The sequence below is a fragment of the Kribbella sp. NPDC002412 genome (assembly GCF_053592935.1).
This window is the reverse complement of sequence record NZ_JBSFBL010000022.1, coordinates 11,734-28,867: the sequence shown is the minus strand read 5'-3', so window position 1 is coordinate 28,867 and position 17,134 is coordinate 11,734. Positions and strand designations below refer to the sequence as shown.

The following is a 17,134-nucleotide window of genomic DNA, read 5'->3' as shown; positions in this document are numbered from 1 at the left end:
GGCGTCGATACTCGACGACGTGGCTGCCAAGGACACCGGATCACTGCGAGCGCTGCGGCGTACGAACTCCGAACGGATGCTGTCCGCCCTGATGGAGCACGGGGCGTTGCACCGGGCCGAGCTGGCTCGCATCTGCGGCCTGTCCCGGACCACCGTGTCGACGATCGTCGCGGACCTGATCACCGGCGGGGTGGTGATCGAGGTGGTCGGCGACCAGGTCGCCCAGGCCGGGATCGACGCCTCCGAGGTCGACGGGCGGGCCCGCGGCTTCCTGCGGGCGAACCCGGGCGCGGGCGCCGCGGCCGGCCTGGACTTCACCCTCGAACGCGTCTGGGGCCACGTCACCGACCTGTCCGGGCGGACGCTCGCCAGCGCCGGCGTCACCACCCCGCGGGACACCCCGTGGCAGGAGCGGCTGACCGCCGGCGTCGCGCTGCTCGACGACCTGCTCACCGAGACCGGTCTCGACCGCAATGACCTGGTCGGGGTCGCGATCGGCGTCCCCGGCCCGATCGACCTGCAGACCGGAGTGGTCGGCCCGTCGCTGCCGGGACAGGCGTGGGCCGGGGTGAACGTGTCCGCCGAGTTCGGGCGGCATCTCGACGTACCGCTGCTGGTGGAGAACAACACCCGGCTCGAGGCGGTGGCCGAGTTCACCTGGGGCGCCGGCCGGGGCGCCCGCGACGTCCTGTTCCTCGGGCTGTCCACCGGGATCGGCGCCGGATTGCTTGTCGACGGCAACCTTCACCACGGCGGCGCCCGCGGTGGCGGTGGCGAGGCCGGACACATCTCCGCGGACCCGGCCGGCGCCCAGTGCCCGTGCGGGAACCGTGGCTGCCTGGTGCAGTACGCCTCGCTGACCGCCGTCCTGAAAGCCCTGCAGCTGAACGACATCGACGAGCTGCTCGCCTCGGCGGGCGCCGGTGACCCGGACACCGTGCGGGTGCTGCGGGAAGCAGGCGAGGTGACCGGCCGGGTGCTGGCGAACATCTGCAACCTGATCAACCCGGGCGTGATCATCATCGGCGGCGAGCTCGCCCGGACCGGCGACCTGATCCTGGAGCCGATCCGCGCCACCCTGCGCCGGTCCGCGATGGCGCTCACCCGTGATGCCGAAGTGGTCGCCGCGGAGCTCGACCTCGGCGTCCGCGCGGGCGCGTCCGGCGCTGCCGCCCTGGTCCTGAGCCAGACCGACCAACTCGTCGCCGCCCTGCTGGCCGGCGCGGAACTCCGAACGAATGAGGCCGTGTGAAGATCGTCGGGTACGAGACCTTTCTGGTGGCGCCGCGGTGGCAGTTCCTGCGGATCGACACCGACGAGGGGATCAGCGGCTGGGGTGAGCCGATCGTCGAAGGCCGGGCCGAGGCGGTGCAGGGCGCGGTCACCGCACTGATGGAGTACCTGGTCGGCACGGATCCGCTGCGCATCGAGGACCACTGGCAGACGCTGGCCAAGGGCGGCTTCTACCGCGGCGGCCCGGTGCTCTCCAGCGCGCTGGCCGGGATCGACCAGGCCCTGTGGGACATCAAAGGCCGCTACCACCAGACGCCGGTGCACGAGCTGCTCGGCGGCCCGGTCCGCGAGCGGGTCCGCATCTACACCTGGGTCCACGGCCGCGACAACGCGCAGATCGTCGACGACGCCCAGGCCAAGGTGGCCAAGGGATTCTCCGCGATCAAGCTCAACCTCGCCGAGGCGCTGCCGCCGATCCCCTCCGCCGCGCAGATCCGCGCGATGGTGAGCCGGGTCGCCGCCCTGCGCGAGGCGCTCGGCGACGAGGTCGACATCGCGCTCGACTTCCACGGCCGGTTCAGCACGGCGGCCACCCGGCAGATCCTGCCGTTGCTCGAGCCGCTGCTGCCGATGTTCGTCGAGGAGCCGGTGCTGCCGGAGTTCGCCCGGGACCTGCGCCGGGTCACCGAGTCGACCAGCATCCCGATCGCGATCGGCGAGCGCCTGTACTCGCGCTGGGACTTCCGCGACGTCCTCCCAGCCGGTATCGCCGTCGCGCAGCCGGACATCTCGCACGCCGGCGGCATCTCCGAGGTCCGCCGGATCGCCGCGATGGCCGAGGCGTACGACGTGGCCGTCGCGCCGCACTGCCCGCTGGGCCCGATCACGCTGGCCGCGAGCCTGCAGGTCGACCTGGCGACGCCGAACTTCCTGATCCAGGAGCAGAGCCTCGGCATCGAGTACGGCGGCGGCAGCGCCGGGCTCGATTACCTGATCGATCCCCAGGTGTTCAGCTTCGTGGACGGCCACATCGAGCGGCCCATCGGTCCCGGCCTCGGCATCGAGGTGAACGAGGAGGCGGTCCGCGCGGCCGCTGCCGAGGGCCACGCCTGGCGATCACCGGTGCTGCGGCACTCCGACGGCTCCTTCGCCGAATGGTGACCCGGGCGAACACCCCGCCGATGGGGTGGAACAGCTGGGACTGCTTCGGGACCACGGTCACCGAAGCCGAGGTGCTCGCGAACGCGCAGGTGATGCGCGAAAAGCTGCTCGGGTCCGGCTGGGACACGGTAGTTGTCGACATCGCCTGGTACGACCCGACCGCCCGCTCGCACGGGTACAACACGAACGCGCCGATCGTCCTGGACGACTACGGCCGCCAACTGCCGGCGCCGAACCGCTTCCCCTCGGCGGTCGCCGGCGCCGGCTTCCGGCCGCTGGCGACCGCGGTGCACGACCTCGGGCTGAAGTTCGGGCTGCACATCATGCGCGGCATCCCCCGCCGCGCGGTCGAGCTCGACCTGCCCGTCTTCGGCACCCAGTGGACCGCACGGGAGATCGCCGATCCGGAGCACGTCTGCGCGTGGAACCCGGACAACCTCGGCCTGAACCACGACCACCCCGGCGCCCAGGCGTACTACGACGCGCAGGTCGCGCAGTTCGCCGAGTGGGGTGTCGACTTCATCAAGGCCGACGACATGCTGGCGCCGTACCACGATCGTGAGATCGCGGCGTACGCGACGGCGATCGAGCGCAGCGGGCGGGACATCGTGCTGTCGCTGTCGCCGGGCACGCACCTGTCGACGCACCATCTCGACCATCTGCGGGCGAACGCGCAGATGTGGCGGATCTCGGACGACCTATGGGACCGCTGGGAGGACGTGCACGCGCAGTTCGCGCGGCTGGCCCGCTGGGCGCCGTTCCAGCAGGCCGGCGGCTGGGCGGATGCCGACATGCTTCCGCTCGGGCACATCGGGATCCGGGCCGAGCGCGGCGAGGACCGCGCCAGCCGGCTCAGCGAGGACGAGCAGAAGACCCTGCTCACGCTGTGGGCGATGGGCCGGTCGCCGCTGATGATGGGCGGCGACCTGCCGACGACCGATGACGAAACCCTTGCCCTGCTGGCCAATCCCGCGCTGTCGGAGCTGCTGACCTCGTCGTACGACGGCCGCGAAGTGATCCGCGAGCCGCTCGACGACGGCGAGCTGATCGTGTGGACCGCGCGATCGGAGGAGGCCGCCTACGTGGCGATCTTCTGGACCGGGGACTCCGCGCGGAAGCTGTCCGTGCCGCTCAAGTCCCTGGCGGCTGCGTCTGGCCAAGCGCACGACCTGTGGGACGGGACCTCCCAGTCCGTGTCCAGACAGCTCGAGTACGACGTGCCAGCGCACGGCGTGCGCTGGCTGAGGCTCAGCGCGGCGGCATCCTGAGGGCGCCGTCGAGGCGGATGACCTCGCCGTTGAGCAGCTGGTTGTCGATGATGTGACCGACCAGGGCGGCGTACTCCGACGGGCGCCCCAGCCGGGACGGGTGCGGCACCTGCTGCTCGAGGACCGTGCGGGTCTCCTCCGGGAGGCCCGCCAGCATCGGCGTCTCCATCGTGCCCGGCGCGATCGTGACCACCCGGATCCCCTTGTCGGCAAGGTCGCGCGCCGCGGTCAGCGTCAGGCCGACGATGCCGCCCTTGCTGGCCGCGTACGCCGCCTGCCCGACCTGGCCGTCGTACGCCGCGATGGACGCCGTCATCACCACGACGCCGCGGTCGCCGTCCGCGCCGGCCGGTTGCGCGACCATCCGCTCGGCGGCCAGCCGGAGCACGTTGAAGGTGCCGATCAGGTTCACCTCGACCACCTGCCGGAACGTTGCCAGCGGCAACGGGCCCTTCCGGCCGACGACCCTCCCCGGGGTGGCGATCCCCGCGCAGGTGACCACCACGCGGAGCTGTCCCAGTTCGGCGGCCGCGTCCAGGGCCGCGGTCACCGCGGCCTCGTCGGTGACGTCGGCCGGGGCGAACACGACCCGGTCGCCCAGTTCGTCCGCGATCGCCTTGCCCGGTGACGACGGCAGGTCGACGATGACGACCCCCAGTCCGTCGGCGGCGAGCCGCCGTACGGTCGCCTCACCGAGGCCGGAACCACCACCGGTGACGAGTGCGACGTCGGACGGGGCAAGTTTCATTTGACGCTCCTGAGCAGGTCGCGGCTGATCACCAGCCGCTGGATCTGGTTGGTGCCTTCGAAGATCTGGGTGACCTTGGCCTCGCGCATGTAGCGCTCGGCCGGGAACTCGCGGGTGTAACCGTACCCACCGAGCACCTGGACCGCGTCCGTGGTGACCTTCATCGCGGCGTCGGTGCAGACCAGCTTGGCGATCGCCGCCTGCTGGGTGAACGGCTTGCCGAGGTCGCGCCGACGCGCAGCCTGCAGGTACGTCGCCCGGCCCGACTCGACCGCGGCCGCCATGTCGGCGAGCAGGAACTGGATGCCCTGGAAGTCCGCGATCGCGTGGCCGAACTGCTGCCGCTCCAGCGCGTACGACGCGGCCACGTCGAGCGCAGCCTGTGCGAGGCCGATCGCCGCGGCGGCGATCCCGAGTCGCCCGGAGTCCAGGGCGGACAGCGCGATCCGCATGCCGTCACCCTCGGCGCCGATCAGGTTCGCGGCCGGGACCCGGACCTGGTCGTAGTTGACCAGGGTCGTGGTCGAGCCGGTCATGCCCATCTTGCGCTCGGGCGCACCGAAGCTGAGCCCCTTGGACGAGGCCGGCACGTGGAAGGCGGAGATGCCGCGCTTCGGGTCCTCGGCCGTGCGGGCGAAGGTGGTGTAGAAGTCGGCGTGCGAGCCGTGGCTGATCCAGGCCTTGGTGCCGGTCAGGACGTAGTCGTCACCGTCGCGGACCGCCTTCGTGGTCATCGAGCTGATGTCGGACCCGGCCTGCGGCTCGGACAGCGCGTAGGCGCCCAGTTGCTCACCGCCGACCATGTCGGGCAGCAACCGGGCCCGCTGCTCCTCCGTGCCGAAGGTGGCGACGGCGTAGCTGGTCATGGTGTGCACCGACACCCCCACGCCGACCGACATCCAGGCGGCGGCGATCTCCTCCAGCATCTGGAGGTACACCTCGTACGGCTGCTCGGCGCCGCCGTACTGCTCCGGGTAGGGCAGGCCGAGCAGGCCGGCCTTGCCGAGCGTGCGGAACGCGTCCCGCGGGAAGGTCTCGCTCTCCTCGGCCTTCGCGGCGTACGGCGCGAGTTCGTGCTCGCACAGGTCGCGGACCAGCGCGAGCAGGTCAATGGATTCCTCAGTCGGCAGCAGACGATCGACAGCCATCAGGCACCCCTCTCAACGGCTGACGAAATGATACTCGTAACGATACTGAAGCCCAAAGTTCCGTATCGTTCTATGCTGTCTCGATATGACAACAGTCGTTCCGGGGCGGCGTACCCGCAGGCAGTCCGAGCTGCTCGACCGACTCCTGTCCCTGTTTCTGACGCAGGGCTTCAGCAGGTTCACCCTGGACGACCTGGCCGCCGAGCTGCGCTGCAGCAAGACGACCCTCTACGCGCTCGCGCCGAGCAAGGAGCAGCTCGCCGTCGAGGTGGTGAAGCACTACTTCAAGAATGCCACCGCCCAGGTGGAGTCCGCGGTCGCCCGGCAGACCCGGCACGACCGGCGGATCGCGGCGTACCTGAACGCGGTCGCGGACGCGCTCCGGCCGGCCAGCCGGACCTTCCTGGACGACGTGGCCCGGTTCGCGCCGGCCCGCTCGGTGTACGAGCGCAACACCCGGATCGCGGCCGACCGGGTCCGGACGCTGATCGAGGACGGGATCAACAACAAGGCGTTCCGGCCGGTCGACATCGCGTTCGCCGCCGAGATGATCGCGCACACCATGCAGGCCATCCAGCGCGGTGACATCGCCCGCCGGACCGGCCTGAACGACGCCGAGGCCTACCGCGAGCTCGCCTCCTTCGTCCTGCACTCGCTGCGGTTGGACTGAGCTTGTAGCTTTTCCGGATGGAACTCAGGTTGGGGCCGCTGCTGCGGTACGTCGACGACACCCGGGCGACCGTCTGGGTCGAGACCAGCGAGCCCTGCGAGGTCGAAGTGCTCGGCCACCAGGCCCGGACCTGGTCGGTGCACGGGCACCACTACGCGCTGATCCGGATCGAGGGCCTGACACCGGCCAGCGAGACGCCGTACGAGGTCCGGCTGGACGGCGCGACGGTGTGGCCGCCTGAGGACCAGCCCTACGGCCCGAGCGTGATCCGGACGCCGCGCGCGGACGGGACCTTCCGGCTGACCTTCGGGTCCTGCCGGCGGTCGGCGCCGTTCGACGCGAAGGGGTTCCAGGAGTTCGGCCCGGACGCGCTGGTCGCGCTGGCCGAGCGGATGGCGGCCGGCATCGACGAGTCACCCGATGCGATCCTGCTGCTCGGTGACCAGGTGTACGCCGACGACCCGTCGGACGCCGTACTCGAGAAGTTGCGGGAGGCGCACGGTGGGCGGCAGGAGTCCGAGGTGGCCGACGAGATCGGCAACTATGAGGAGTACACCTGGCTGTACGACGACGCGTGGCGGACGCCGGCAGTCCGCTGGCTGTTCTCCACGGTCCCGCTGTGCATGCTGCTCGACGACCACGATCTGCGCGACGACTGGAACACCTCGCTGACCTGGCGTCGCTGGGTGACTGCGCAACCGTGGTGGCACGACCGGGTCGTCGGCGCCTACGCGTCGTACTGGGTCTACCAGCACCTCGGCAACCTGTCGCCGGAGCAGCTCGACCAGGACGCGACGTACCGCGCGATGCGCTCGATCGAGGACGACGACGAGCGTACGGCGTACCTCGACAGCTTCGCGTGCGCAGCGGACGAGGACCCGGCCTCGACGCGGTGGAGTTTCGTCCGCGACTTCGGGGCCGCGTCCCGCGGGGTCCGGCTGGTCGCCGTCGACTCGCGCTGCTCGCGGCGCCTCGAGCCGGGCGAGCGCGCGATGGTCGACGCGCACGAGTGGGAATGGGTCCGGCGCCACACCGTCGAGGCGTCCCGACCGATTCACCACCTGCTGCTCGCGTCGACGTTGCCGTTCCTGCTCGCGCCCGGGCTGCATCACCTGGAGGGCTGGAACGAGGCGATCTCGTCGGGCGCGTGGGGACCGCGGGCGGCGCGCATCGGCGAGCGGATCCGGCAGGGCATGGATCTGGAGCACTGGGCGTCGTTCCGGAAGTCGTTCGACGACGTGACCGATCTACTGGCCGCAGTGGCCCGCAGCGAGGACCCGCCGGCCTCGATCCTGATGCTGTCCGGCGACGTGCACTGCAGCTACCTCGCCGAGGCCAACCTGCTCGCCGTCGACCATCCCGGTACGGCGATCCACCAGCTCACCATGTCGCCGTTCCGCAACCCGGTCCCCCGGCACATCCGGTGGGCGAACCACCTGCTCGACAAGCGGTGGATGACCACGTTGCTGCACAAGCTCGCCCGGTCGGCGGGTGTCCGCGACGTGGCTGCCGACTGGCGGATCGCGCGGGGGCCGTGGTTCGGAAACGGCGCGATGACGGTGACGCTGTCCGGCGAGGACTGGGCGGTGGACGTCGACCACGCTGAGCTGCGCGGTGAGCGTCAATTGCTCGACCGGACGTCGACCTACGGACGCTTAGACTCGCCTTCCAATCGTTTGATGTCCTGAAGCTGCCACGGCCGGTTCGCCCGCGGCTCGTCACGGAAGGCTTGTGACATGCGATCTTCCACCCTCAGACGTACGGCGGCACTCGTCGCCGCTACTGCTATGTCTCTGGCTGCGCTGCCACTGGCGCAGGCCGACCCGGTCAAGCCGCCCCGGCTGTCCGCGGCGGCGATCACCTCCACCCTCAACGAGGAGGTCCACACCCCCGGCACGGCCTGGATGACCCGGCCGGACGGCAAGGTGCTGGTCTCCTACGACTCCACCGTCACCGGCGCGAAGCTGACCGCGCTGACCAACGTCACCAAGAAGCTCGGCACGAACGTCGTCGTCGAGAAGCTGCCCGGCAAGCTGACCAAGTACGTCACCGGCGGCACCGGCATGTGGGGTGGCGAGGTCAAGTGCTCGGCCGGCTTCAACGTCCAGCGGAAAGGCAAGTACTACCTGCTGACCGCCGGGCACTGCGGCAACGAGGCCACGACCTGGTACCAGGACGCCGACCACGACCTGTACCTCGGCAAGCTGCACCACTCCAGCTACCCGTGGAACGACTACGCCCTGGTCATCTACCCCACCGTCATCCGTCCGCCGGGCGGCGCCGTGTACCTGTACAACGGCCGCTCGCAGGACATCACCACGGCGATGAACCCGGGCATCGGTCAGCTGGTCTACCGCTCCGGCATCACCACCGGCCTGCACAGCGGCCGGGTGACCGGGCTGAACGCCACGGTGAACTACGGCGACGGCCGGGTCGCGGGCCTGATCCGGACCAGCGTCTGCGCCGAGCCCGGCGACTCCGGCGGCCCGCTGTTCTACCGGCACTGGGCCTTCGGCCTGACCTCCGGTGGCTCCGGCGACTGCGACTCCGGCGGTGTCACCTACTTCCAGCCGGTGGTCGAGGCCCTCAACGCGTACGGCGTCTCGGTCTACTGAGACGCAGGTTTTCCCTCACGCTCCGAGTTCACCTGAATACTCAGGGGCAGAGTGGGTACTAATGCACACGGTTTAAGTCAAGGACGCACCCGCCCCGAGCGCGTCCTCATCGTGAGGAGGCTGAAACCGTGAACGTTCTGCCCATCCGCCGTACCGCTGCCATCCTGGCAGCAGCCGGACTGACGGCCGCAGGCCTGCTGTCCACGCAGGCCTCGGCCGCTCCGGTCGACCCCTCGACGCTGTCGGCCTCGGCCATCACCGCGACCTTGTCCAAGGACGCGTCCATCCCGGGCACCGCCTGGCAGACCAACCCGGACGGCCGGATCATCGTCTCGTACGACGAAACGGTCACCGGTGGGAAGCTGACGGCGCTCACCAACGTCACGAAGCAGTTCGGCAACCGGGTCACGCTGGAGAAGATGCCCGGCAAGCTGTCGAAGCTCATCGCCGGCGGTGACGCCATCTACGGCGGGCAGTACCGCTGCTCGCTCGGCTTCAACGTCCGCAGCGGCAGCACGTACTACTTCCTGACCGCCGGTCACTGCACCAACATCGCGTCCAGCTGGTACGCGAACTCGAGCAAGACCACGCTGCTGGGCACCCGCTACGGGACGAGCTTCCCGGGCAACGACTACGGGATCGTCCGGTACAGCACGTCGTACACCAACCGCCCCGGTGTGGTGAACCTCTACAACGGCTCGACCCGGGACATCACATCCGCGGGGAACGCCAGCGTCGGCCAGTCGGTCCAGCGCAGTGGCAGCACCACCGGCCTGCGCAGCGGCTCGGTCACCGGGACCAACGCGACGGTGAACTACGCCGAAGGAACCGTCACCGGCCTGATCCGCACCAACGTGTGCGCGGAAGGCGGCGACTCCGGCGGCGCGCTGTTCTCCGGCAGCGTCGCCCTGGGCCTGACCTCCGGCGGCTCCGGCAACTGCTCGACCGGTGGCACGACCTACTTCCAGCCCGTCACCGAAGTTCTCTCCCGCTACGGCGTCAGCGTCTACTGACACCAACGCAGAACAGCGCCCCGGATCCGCAGTGGATCCGGGGCGCTGCCCTGTCGGCTCACTGCGCGCGGCGGCGGGAGATCTCGTACAGGGCCACACCGGTCGCGATGCCGGCGTTGAGGGACTCGGTGGCGCTGGTCATCGGGATCGAGACGATGACGTCGCAGTTCTCCCGGACCAGGCGGGCCAGGCCCTTGCCTTCGGAGCCGACCACGAGCACGAGCGGCTCGGTGGCGGCCTCGAGCTCGGGGAGGTCGACGGCGCCGCCCATGTCCAGGCCGACGACCAGCAGGCCGGCGTCCTTGTAGGACTTGAGCGCCCGGTTCAGGTTGGTCGCGCGGGCGACCGGGATCCGGGCCGCCGCGCCGGCCGACGTCTTCCACGCCGACGCCGACATGGACGCCGTACGGCGCTCCGGCACGAGCACACCGTGCGCCCCGAACGCGGCCGCCGAGCGGGTGATCGCGCCCAGGTTCCGCGGGTCGGTCACACCGTCGAGCGCGACCACGAGCGGCACCTCCCCCGCGTCGTACGCCCGGGAGAGCAGGTCGTCCGGGTGCGCGTACTCGTACGGCGGGATCTGAACCGCGACACCCTGGTGGGCGCCGCCGGCCGTGACCCGGTCCAGCTCGGCGCGCGGCACCTCGAGGACCGAGATGCCGTGCTCGACCGCGACGTGCAGGGCCTCGCGCAGCCGGGCGTCCCGTTCGGTGCCTTCGGCAACATGAAGTGCCGCGACCGGGACACCGGCCCGCAGCGCCTCGACCACCGGGTTGCGCCCGTACACCCATTCGACGGACGCGTCGGTGTCGCGCCGGGCCGGGCGGCGGGTGCGCTCGCGTTCCTTGGCGCGCTCCTTCGCCTTCGCCCGCTTGTGCGCGGGGTGCTTGACCCGGTCCACCGCCTTCGGCGTCGGGCCCTTGCCCTCCAGACCGCGGCGGACCCGGCCACCGGATCCGGCGGTCGGGTTACCCCGCGGCTTCTTGCGGATTGCTCCCTTGCGCTGGCTACTGCCTGGCACGTCAGCTTCCTTCGTTGTTGGTTGCAGGCGCCGCGATCGACCAGCGAGGCCCCTGTGGGGTGTCCTCGACGACCACGCCGAGCGCCTTCAGCCGGTCGCGGATGTCGTCCGACGCGGCATAGTCCTTACGCTCCCGGGCGGCCTGCCGCTGCTCCAGCAGCGCCTTGACCAGCCCGTCCACCACCTCGCTGAGCTCTTCGGTGGCACCGGTCCGCGAGGCCCACGGCTCGGCCTGCGGGTCCAGCCCGAGCACGCCGAGCATCCCGCGCACCGCGGCCAGACTCTCCCGCAGCGCCGGCGAGTCCCCGTCCGCGACCAGCTTGTTCCCGTCCCGCACGGTGTTGTGCAGTACGGCGATCGCGGCCGGCGTCCCCAGGTCGTCGTCCATCGCGGCGACGAAGTCCGCGGGCAGCTCGGCAGCCGGCTCGGCCCCGCCGGTCACCTCGGTGGCACGGGTGACGAAACCCTCCACCCGCTGGAAGCTCTTCGCGGCCTCGTCCAGCGCCTCGAAGGAGAACTCCACCACCGACCGGTAGTGCGACTGCACCAGGTACCAGCGCAGCTCGATCGGGCGGACCCGCTCGACCACGTTGCGCACCACCGCGCTGTTGCCCATCGACTTCGACATCTTCTCGCCGGCGGTGGTGACGAGCGCGTTGTGCATCCAGAACCGGGCGAACTTCTGCCCGACCGCGGTCGACTGGGCCAGCTCGTTCTCGTGGTGCGGGAACCGCAGGTCCAGCCCGCCGCCGTGGATGTCGAACTCCTCGCCCAGGTACTTGCCGGCCATCGCCGAGCACTCCAGGTGCCAGCCCGGCCGGCCGCGGCCCCACGGGGTCGGCCAGGAGGCCGTCCGCGGAGTGGCCTCGGTGTGGCCCTTCCACAGCGCGAAGTCGCGCGGGTCCCGCTTGCCGCGCGGGTCCGCGTCCTCGGCGGCCTTCATGTCCTCGATCCGCTGGTTCGACAGCTCGCCGTACGACGGCCAGGACCGGACGTCGAAGTAGACGTCGCCGGACCCGTCCGGGGCGATGTACGCGTGCCCGCGCTCGATCAGCTGGTCGATCATCTCCAGCATCTCCGGGATGTGCCCGGTGGCGCGCGGCTCGTACGTCGGCGGGCGGCAGCCGAGCACGTCGTAGGCCCAGTGCAGCTCGCGCTCGAACTCGTAGGCGTGCGCCCACCACGGGACGCCCCGGTCGGCGGACTTGGCCAGGATCTTGTCCTCGATGTCGGTCACGTTCGCGATCACGGTGACCTCGTACCCGGAGCGCTCGAGCCAGCGCCGCAGGACGTCGAACACGACCTCCTTGTAGATGTGCCCGACGTGCGGGGCACCCTGCACCGTCAGCCCACAGTGGTAGATCCCGACCTTGCCCGGGTGGACCGGTTCGAAATCCCTCACTGCTGCTGTCGCGGTGTCGTACAAGCGAAGTGTCACCGATCAAGGGTAACGGGAGTTGGCACCTGCTCCTGACAACCTCGGTAAATACTCACAGATATCCGACGATCGAGGGTTGATTCTTACCAAAGCCGGGTAAAACCTCCGCCGAGCGCTCTGTTCCGCCCCTCATCGCTCTGGAGGTTCACCGTGAAGTCCGCCCTTTTCACGGGTGCCGCCGTCACTCTTGGCCTGCTCCTGGCCTCGATCGGCCCCGCCCAAGCACGTCCGACCGATCCCCCGTCCACCGCACCGCAGCCCACCGCCGAGGCACGTCAGCACGGCATCAGCAAGGCCGGCGAGGCCTACATGGGCTGGCTGCAGAACACGACGACCGCGTCCGCACCCGCCGTGATGGCGCCGGCCGCGACCGTCGAAGGCATCGACGTGTCCAGCCACCAAGGCAACGTCAACTGGACGACGCACTGGAACAACGGCAAGCGGTTCGCCTACGTGAAGGCGACCGAGGGCACGTCGTACAAGAACCCGTACTTCGCCCAGCAGTACAACGGTTCCTACAACGTCGGCATGATCCGCGGCGCGTACCACTTCGCGCTGCCGAACAGCTCCAGCGGCGCCACCCAGGCCAACTACTTCGCCACCAACGGCGGCGGCTGGTCCCGGGACGGCAAGACCCTGCCGGGCGCCCTCGACATCGAGTACAACCCGTACGGCGCCACCTGCTACGGACTGAGCCAGTCCGCGATGGTGACCTGGATCCGGGACTTCCTGAACACCTACAAGTCCCGAACCGGTCGCGACGCCGTCATCTACAGCAACCTGGACTGGTGGACCCGGTGCACCGGTAACACCACAGCCTTCAGCACGACCAACCCGCTCTGGGTGCCCCGGTACGCGTCGTCGCCGGGCACCCTGCCGGGCGGCTGGCCCTACTACACGTTCTGGCAGTGGACCTCGACCCCGCTCGACCAGAACCGCTTCAACGGCGACATGACCCGCCTGGTGGCCCTCGCCAACGGCTGAGCCGGGGAGAGGAGGCAGGCCCTCCCGCCTCGAAGGTGGGAGGGCCTGGCCACCCTTGTTTTATTGGGTTGCGGACGTCTCATAGGCTCGTCGGCGTGACCTATTCCTTGCCGATCGAGACCGACCGCCTGACCCTGCGCCAGTACCTCGAGAGCGACTACGAAGACCTCCTGAAGCTGCAGTCCAACGACGACGTGACGCGCTTCCTGCTGTACGACACGCAGACTCCGGAGCGGGTCCGCAACAAGTCGCTGCCCGGCCGGTTGGCCGACTTTCCGCCGATGGACGCGGACGGGCAGGCGCTGACGCTGGCCGTGATTCTGCGCGAGACCGGGCAGCACGTCGGCGAGGTGTCGCTGTTCGTGCACAACGCGGCGCACCAGGGCGGCGAGATCGGGTTCGTGTTCCACCCGGAGTTCCACGGGCACGGGTACGCGGCGGAGGCTTCGGTGGAGGTGCTGCGGCTCGGCTTCGAGGAGTTCGGGATGCACCGGATCATCGGCCGGCTGGACGCGCGCAACACCGGTTCGGCCAAGCTGCTGAAGCGACTGGGGATGCGCCACGAAGGGACCTTCGTCAAGAACGAGCTCATCAAGGGCGAGTGGACCGACGAAGCCGTCTTCGCGATGCTCGCCGACGAGTGGGAGCTGCGCTCCTGATCCGGGGCTCGTAAGTATTTGACCGGACAAGACCACAACCGCGGCACGCGTTCACCGCGACAGCGGGGAGCGCCGGGTCTACGGTCAACTCATGACCGCCGCCCAAAGTCTCACCGCCCTGCTCGCCGGCGTGGTCGTGCTGACCTCCGGGACCTTGCCCAGCGAGGCCACGAAGGTGCCGCAGCTGCGCGACATCGCCTACCACACGTGGACGTCGACCGATGACTTCCTCGCCGGTGCCCACTCCGGCACCACCGTGGCCGACGGCGCCCTGACCTTCGGGACGCCGGACGGCAGCACGTCGTACGTCGACCCGTTCGGTGACGGCGCCGCCAAGAGCTACGACCGGACCAGCTGGACCTCACCGGTCGTCACACCCGGCTTCGGCCTGACCGAGCTGATCGCGTCCTGGAACGCGACCACCCCGCCCGGGACCTGGGTCGAAGTGGCGATGTCCGGCCGCACCGACCTCGGCACGTCCACCAAGTGGTACGTGCTCGGCCGCTGGTCGAGCGGCGACGACACCGCCGCCGGCGACATCCACCGGACGTCGGTGCCGTCCCAGGGCGACACGAACGGATCGGTTGCCGTCGACACCTTCGTCGCGGCCAACGACCGGTCACTCGACCGCTGGCAGCTGAAGGTCTCGCTCTACCGGCTGGCGGGTACGACGCAGACCCCGTCGGTCCGGTCCGTCGGCGCGGTGGCGTCCCGGCTGCCGGACGCGAAGAAGGTTGCCGTGAGCCCCCTTGGCGGCGCCGAGGGGATCGTTCTCGACGTGCCGACGTACTCGCAGGAGACCCACATCGGGCACTACCCGCAGTGGGACGGCGGCGGCGAGGCCTGGTGCTCGGCGACCTCGACAGCCATGGTGCTCGACCACTTCGGCGCCGGGCCGACCGACGCGGAGACAGCCTGGGTCGATCCGGACGACGCCGATCCACAGGTCGACCACGCGGCCCGCTCGGTCTTCGACTACGCCTACGACGGCGCCGGGAACTGGCCGTTCAACACGGCGTACGCCGGGACCCGCGGGATCGACGGGTTCGTCACCCGGCTGCGGTCCCTGACCGAGGCGGAGCAGTTCATCAAGGCCGGCATCCCGCTGGTCGCGTCGCTGTCGTTCAAGAAGGGCGACCTGCCCGGGGCCGGCTACGGGACGAACGGGCACCTGATGGTGATCGTCGGGTTCGACCCGGACGGCAACGTGGTGGTGAACGACCCGGCGTCGCACCTGATCCCGAGCAACGACGAGGTGCGGACGACGTACGACCGGACCGCGTTCGAGAACGCGTGGGTTCCGCACTCCGGCGGGCTCGTGTACGTCATCCACCCGGAGGGGATGCCGCTGCCGCCGGCGGGGCCGCAGGCCAACTGGTGACAAGCAACAGCGCCTGCCACACCGGGGCGGTGTGGCAGGCGCTGTTCTGAGCTGGGCTCAGCGGGCGAAGAGCGCGCCCGTGAGGTTCGTCGTGAGGTTGCGGAGCGAGTCCGGCAGGTACTGCAGGTGCCAGCCGCGCGGGCCGCGGTACCAGGCGAAGCCCTCGTCCTCGTCGACGTCGTCGTCGGTCGCGACCAGCGCGTCGATCCAGCGCTCCGAGCCGCCGAGCACGACGGCGTACGGAAGCGCGCGCGAGCACAGCTCCGCGTGCTGGTCGGTCGGCAGCTCGCTGACGTCCATCTCGAGCAGCTCACCGCGGATCGCGGCGACCTGGCCGAGCACCCGGCCGGCGGCCGGAGCCTTGGCCGGCATGTAGCGCCCGACCACGATCAGGCCGACGCCGACGGCGGTGACCGCGAGCCCGACCAGGCCCCAGGTGGACAGCAGCGCCAGGAGAACGGTCAGCGCCACACCCAGCACGGTCACGGCGATCCCGATCGTCGCCCACAGCGAGCGGGTCCGGTCCGGCCGCTCGGTGAACCAGCCGCGCTTGACGACACCGTCGTACAAGGCGTCCTGGACCTGGCCGAGGTTCGCCCGGACCTGGCGGCCGAGCTCGGAGACCAGCACCGAGTCCGAGTCGCCGAAGATCGCCCGGATCAGGACGTTCTCGTAGCGCTGCAGCTCCTCGGACGGGGCGTTCGCGACCCGGCGCAGCTCCCAGTCCGGGCGCGCGTACTCGGAGTCGTGCTCCTGCTCGATGATCGTGATGTGCCCGCGGACGGCCAGGTCGATGATCGTCGCGGTGACGTCGACCGGGTCGATCCGCTCGTCGATCAGGGTGCCCACCTCACCGGGCCGCAGGTTCGACGGCGGGGTGAAGTCGATCCGGGTGTCGTTGCCGAGGCTGAACAGCGAGGCCGGCACGACGCGGCGGGGGTCGACCCGGTCCTTGCCGCGGACCCGGTAGAGCACCACCAGCGCGATCGCACCGAGCAGTAGCAGGCCGAGCGCGGTCAGCAGCTGCGCGGTGTCGGTGGAGAACGCGCGCTTGAAGGACTTGCGGTACTCGACGATCGAGTTCGCGGCCACCTCGCCCTCGGGGAAGCCGACCGTCATCCGGACCGTATTGCCCGGCGGCAGGCCCTGCTGCTGGAACGTCGGCCCGGCCGTCTCGCCGATCTGCGCCAGGGTGCACGGAGTGTTGCTGTCGACCGCGCCGGCGAAGCAGGAGACGTGGGTGACCTCCGGCGTGCTGAAGACGATGTTCGCCTGCTGGACGGTCAGGTTGATCCCGGTCAGCGGGGCGAACCGCACCTCGGTGCCGTTCAGCGTCTCGGCGACCGCGCCCTTGACCGTGTAGGTGAAGTCCAGCTGGCTGCTGCCGCTGACGTCCGCGACCGCGATCGAGGTGACGTTGCCGGTCGTGCTCAGCTCGGCCTGTTTGTCCTGGCCGCCGGCCGTGACCTTCAGGTCCGAGATCTCCTGCACGTGGTCGACGTCGTCGGGCAGCTCGTCACGGGTCACCACGAACCGGGTGAACGTCCCGGTCACGTTGCTGAGCTTCCAGGTCTCGGAGACCTTGAGCAGGCCGTCGCGCTCGACCCGGATCTGGCTGTCGAAGTTGGTCACGACCGGGTCGGCGGCACCGTGGGAACCGGTCGCACCGGCCGGGACGCCGGTCAAGGCGGAGAGACCGAGGGCACACAGGGTTAGCCCGAGCAGACGTAGACGCATCGCCCAATCACACCGTATAGAGAGGGTCAGTTGACTCGGGCACCATACCGCGAGCAGC

Annotated in this window: 15 protein-coding genes; 10 read left to right on the top strand and 5 right to left on the bottom strand. The window is 70.1% G+C overall.

Annotation, left to right across the window (positions count from 1 at the left end; all coding sequences use genetic code 11):
• Positions 1-19 precede the first annotated feature (19 nt).
• The 3 genes from ACWCOV_RS19165 to ACWCOV_RS19155 are packed head-to-tail and all read left to right on the top strand — an operon-like array spanning position 20 to position 3,662.
• Positions 20-1,252 carry an ROK family protein gene (locus ACWCOV_RS19165; protein ID WP_449830617.1) on the top strand — a complete coding sequence of 411 codons (1,233 nt, stop codon included), beginning with the start codon at positions 20-22 and terminating at the stop codon, positions 1,250-1,252.
• The gene (gene dgoD, locus ACWCOV_RS19160) at positions 1,249-2,394 is read left to right on the top strand and encodes a galactonate dehydratase (protein ID WP_449830616.1); all 1,146 of its coding nucleotides are present in this window, start codon (positions 1,249-1,251) and stop codon (positions 2,392-2,394) included. Before ACWCOV_RS19165 ends, dgoD begins: the two co-directional genes overlap by 4 nt.
• On the top strand, positions 2,388-3,662 hold the full coding sequence (locus ACWCOV_RS19155) for a glycoside hydrolase family 27 protein (RefSeq protein WP_449830615.1): 1,275 nt from the start codon (positions 2,388-2,390) through the stop codon (positions 3,660-3,662). Before dgoD ends, ACWCOV_RS19155 begins: the two co-directional genes overlap by 7 nt.
• On the opposite strand, the gene ACWCOV_RS19150 is transcribed toward ACWCOV_RS19155, so the two are convergent.
• A complete protein-coding gene (locus ACWCOV_RS19150) occupies positions 3,643-4,410 on the bottom strand; it encodes an SDR family NAD(P)-dependent oxidoreductase (protein ID WP_449830614.1) in 768 nt (255 codons plus the stop codon). The genes ACWCOV_RS19155 and ACWCOV_RS19150 overlap by 20 nt on opposite strands.
• A complete protein-coding gene (locus ACWCOV_RS19145; protein WP_449830613.1) occupies positions 4,407-5,558 on the bottom strand; it encodes an acyl-CoA dehydrogenase family protein in 1,152 nt (383 codons plus the stop codon). Before ACWCOV_RS19145 ends, ACWCOV_RS19150 begins: the two co-directional genes overlap by 4 nt.
• Positions 5,559-5,643: 85 nt before the next feature.
• Between ACWCOV_RS19145 and ACWCOV_RS19140 the strand changes: the two genes are divergently transcribed.
• The 4 genes from ACWCOV_RS19140 to ACWCOV_RS19125 all read left to right on the top strand — a co-directional run bounded on the left by ACWCOV_RS19140 (position 5,644) and on the right by ACWCOV_RS19125 (position 9,856).
• On the top strand, positions 5,644-6,228 hold the full coding sequence (locus tag ACWCOV_RS19140) for a TetR/AcrR family transcriptional regulator (protein WP_360474117.1): 585 nt from the start codon (positions 5,644-5,646) through the stop codon (positions 6,226-6,228).
• 17 nt (positions 6,229-6,245) lie between these two features.
• Entirely contained in the window at positions 6,246-7,916 is a 1,671-nt protein-coding gene (locus ACWCOV_RS19135; RefSeq protein WP_449830612.1) for a DUF7800 domain-containing protein, read from the top strand.
• A 48-nt stretch (positions 7,917-7,964) separates the two neighbouring features.
• Positions 7,965-8,843, top strand: a complete 879-nt coding sequence (locus tag ACWCOV_RS19130) for a S1 family peptidase (RefSeq protein ID WP_449830611.1) — start codon at positions 7,965-7,967, stop codon at positions 8,841-8,843.
• Positions 8,844-8,971: 128 nt separating this feature from the next.
• Positions 8,972-9,856 (top strand): S1 family peptidase, encoded by an 885-nt coding sequence (locus ACWCOV_RS19125; RefSeq protein ID WP_449830610.1) that lies wholly within the window; start codon positions 8,972-8,974, stop codon positions 9,854-9,856.
• A 58-nt stretch (positions 9,857-9,914) separates the two neighbouring features.
• Here ACWCOV_RS19125 and rlmB read toward each other — a convergent pair whose 3' ends face one another.
• The gene (rlmB, locus tag ACWCOV_RS19120) at positions 9,915-10,877 is read right to left on the bottom strand and encodes a 23S rRNA (guanosine(2251)-2'-O)-methyltransferase RlmB (RefSeq protein WP_449830609.1); all 963 of its coding nucleotides are present in this window, start codon (positions 10,875-10,877) and stop codon (positions 9,915-9,917) included.
• Between the two features lies 1 nt (position 10,878).
• Positions 10,879-12,315 (bottom strand): cysteine--tRNA ligase, encoded by a 1,437-nt coding sequence (gene cysS / locus ACWCOV_RS19115; RefSeq protein WP_449830608.1) that lies wholly within the window; start codon positions 12,313-12,315, stop codon positions 10,879-10,881.
• Between the two features lie 150 nt (positions 12,316-12,465).
• Here cysS and ACWCOV_RS19110 point away from each other — a divergent pair, with 150 nt between their 5' ends.
• From ACWCOV_RS19110 to ACWCOV_RS19100, 3 genes are all read left to right on the top strand, one after another.
• A complete protein-coding gene (locus tag ACWCOV_RS19110) occupies positions 12,466-13,299 on the top strand; it encodes a lysozyme (RefSeq protein ID WP_449830607.1) in 834 nt (277 codons plus the stop codon).
• A 95-nt stretch (positions 13,300-13,394) separates the two neighbouring features.
• Entirely contained in the window at positions 13,395-13,958 is a 564-nt protein-coding gene (locus ACWCOV_RS19105) for a GNAT family N-acetyltransferase (protein ID WP_449830606.1), read from the top strand.
• Positions 13,959-14,049: 91 nt separating this feature from the next.
• Positions 14,050-15,339 carry a peptidase C39 family protein gene (locus tag ACWCOV_RS19100; protein WP_449830605.1) on the top strand — a complete coding sequence of 430 codons (1,290 nt, stop codon included), beginning with the start codon at positions 14,050-14,052 and terminating at the stop codon, positions 15,337-15,339.
• Between the two features lie 57 nt (positions 15,340-15,396).
• Here ACWCOV_RS19100 and ACWCOV_RS19095 read toward each other — a convergent pair whose 3' ends face one another.
• Positions 15,397-17,076: a DUF2207 domain-containing protein gene (locus tag ACWCOV_RS19095; RefSeq protein WP_449830604.1), complete on the bottom strand. Its 1,680-nt coding sequence runs from the start codon at positions 17,074-17,076 to the stop codon at positions 15,397-15,399.
• Between the last annotated feature and the right edge of the window lie 58 nt (positions 17,077-17,134).

Excerpts from the sequence above, each read along its gene's own strand:
- ACWCOV_RS19155 (WP_449830615.1), top strand. The coding sequence starts at position 2,388 with ATGGTGACCCGGGCGAACACCCCGCCGATGGGGTGGAACAGCTGGGAC.
- ACWCOV_RS19150 (WP_449830614.1), bottom strand. The coding sequence starts at position 4,410 with ATGAAACTTGCCCCGTCCGACGTCGCACTCGTCACCGGTGGTGGTTCC.
- ACWCOV_RS19145 (WP_449830613.1), bottom strand. The coding sequence starts at position 5,558 with ATGGCTGTCGATCGTCTGCTGCCGACTGAGGAATCCATTGACCTGCTC.
- ACWCOV_RS19140 (WP_360474117.1), top strand. The coding sequence starts at position 5,644 with ATGACAACAGTCGTTCCGGGGCGGCGTACCCGCAGGCAGTCCGAGCTG.
- ACWCOV_RS19135 (WP_449830612.1), top strand. The coding sequence starts at position 6,246 with ATGGAACTCAGGTTGGGGCCGCTGCTGCGGTACGTCGACGACACCCGG.
- ACWCOV_RS19130 (WP_449830611.1), top strand. The coding sequence starts at position 7,965 with ATGCGATCTTCCACCCTCAGACGTACGGCGGCACTCGTCGCCGCTACT.
- ACWCOV_RS19100 (WP_449830605.1), top strand. The coding sequence starts at position 14,050 with ATGACCGCCGCCCAAAGTCTCACCGCCCTGCTCGCCGGCGTGGTCGTG.
- ACWCOV_RS19095 (WP_449830604.1), bottom strand. The coding sequence starts at position 17,076 with ATGCGTCTACGTCTGCTCGGGCTAACCCTGTGTGCCCTCGGTCTCTCC.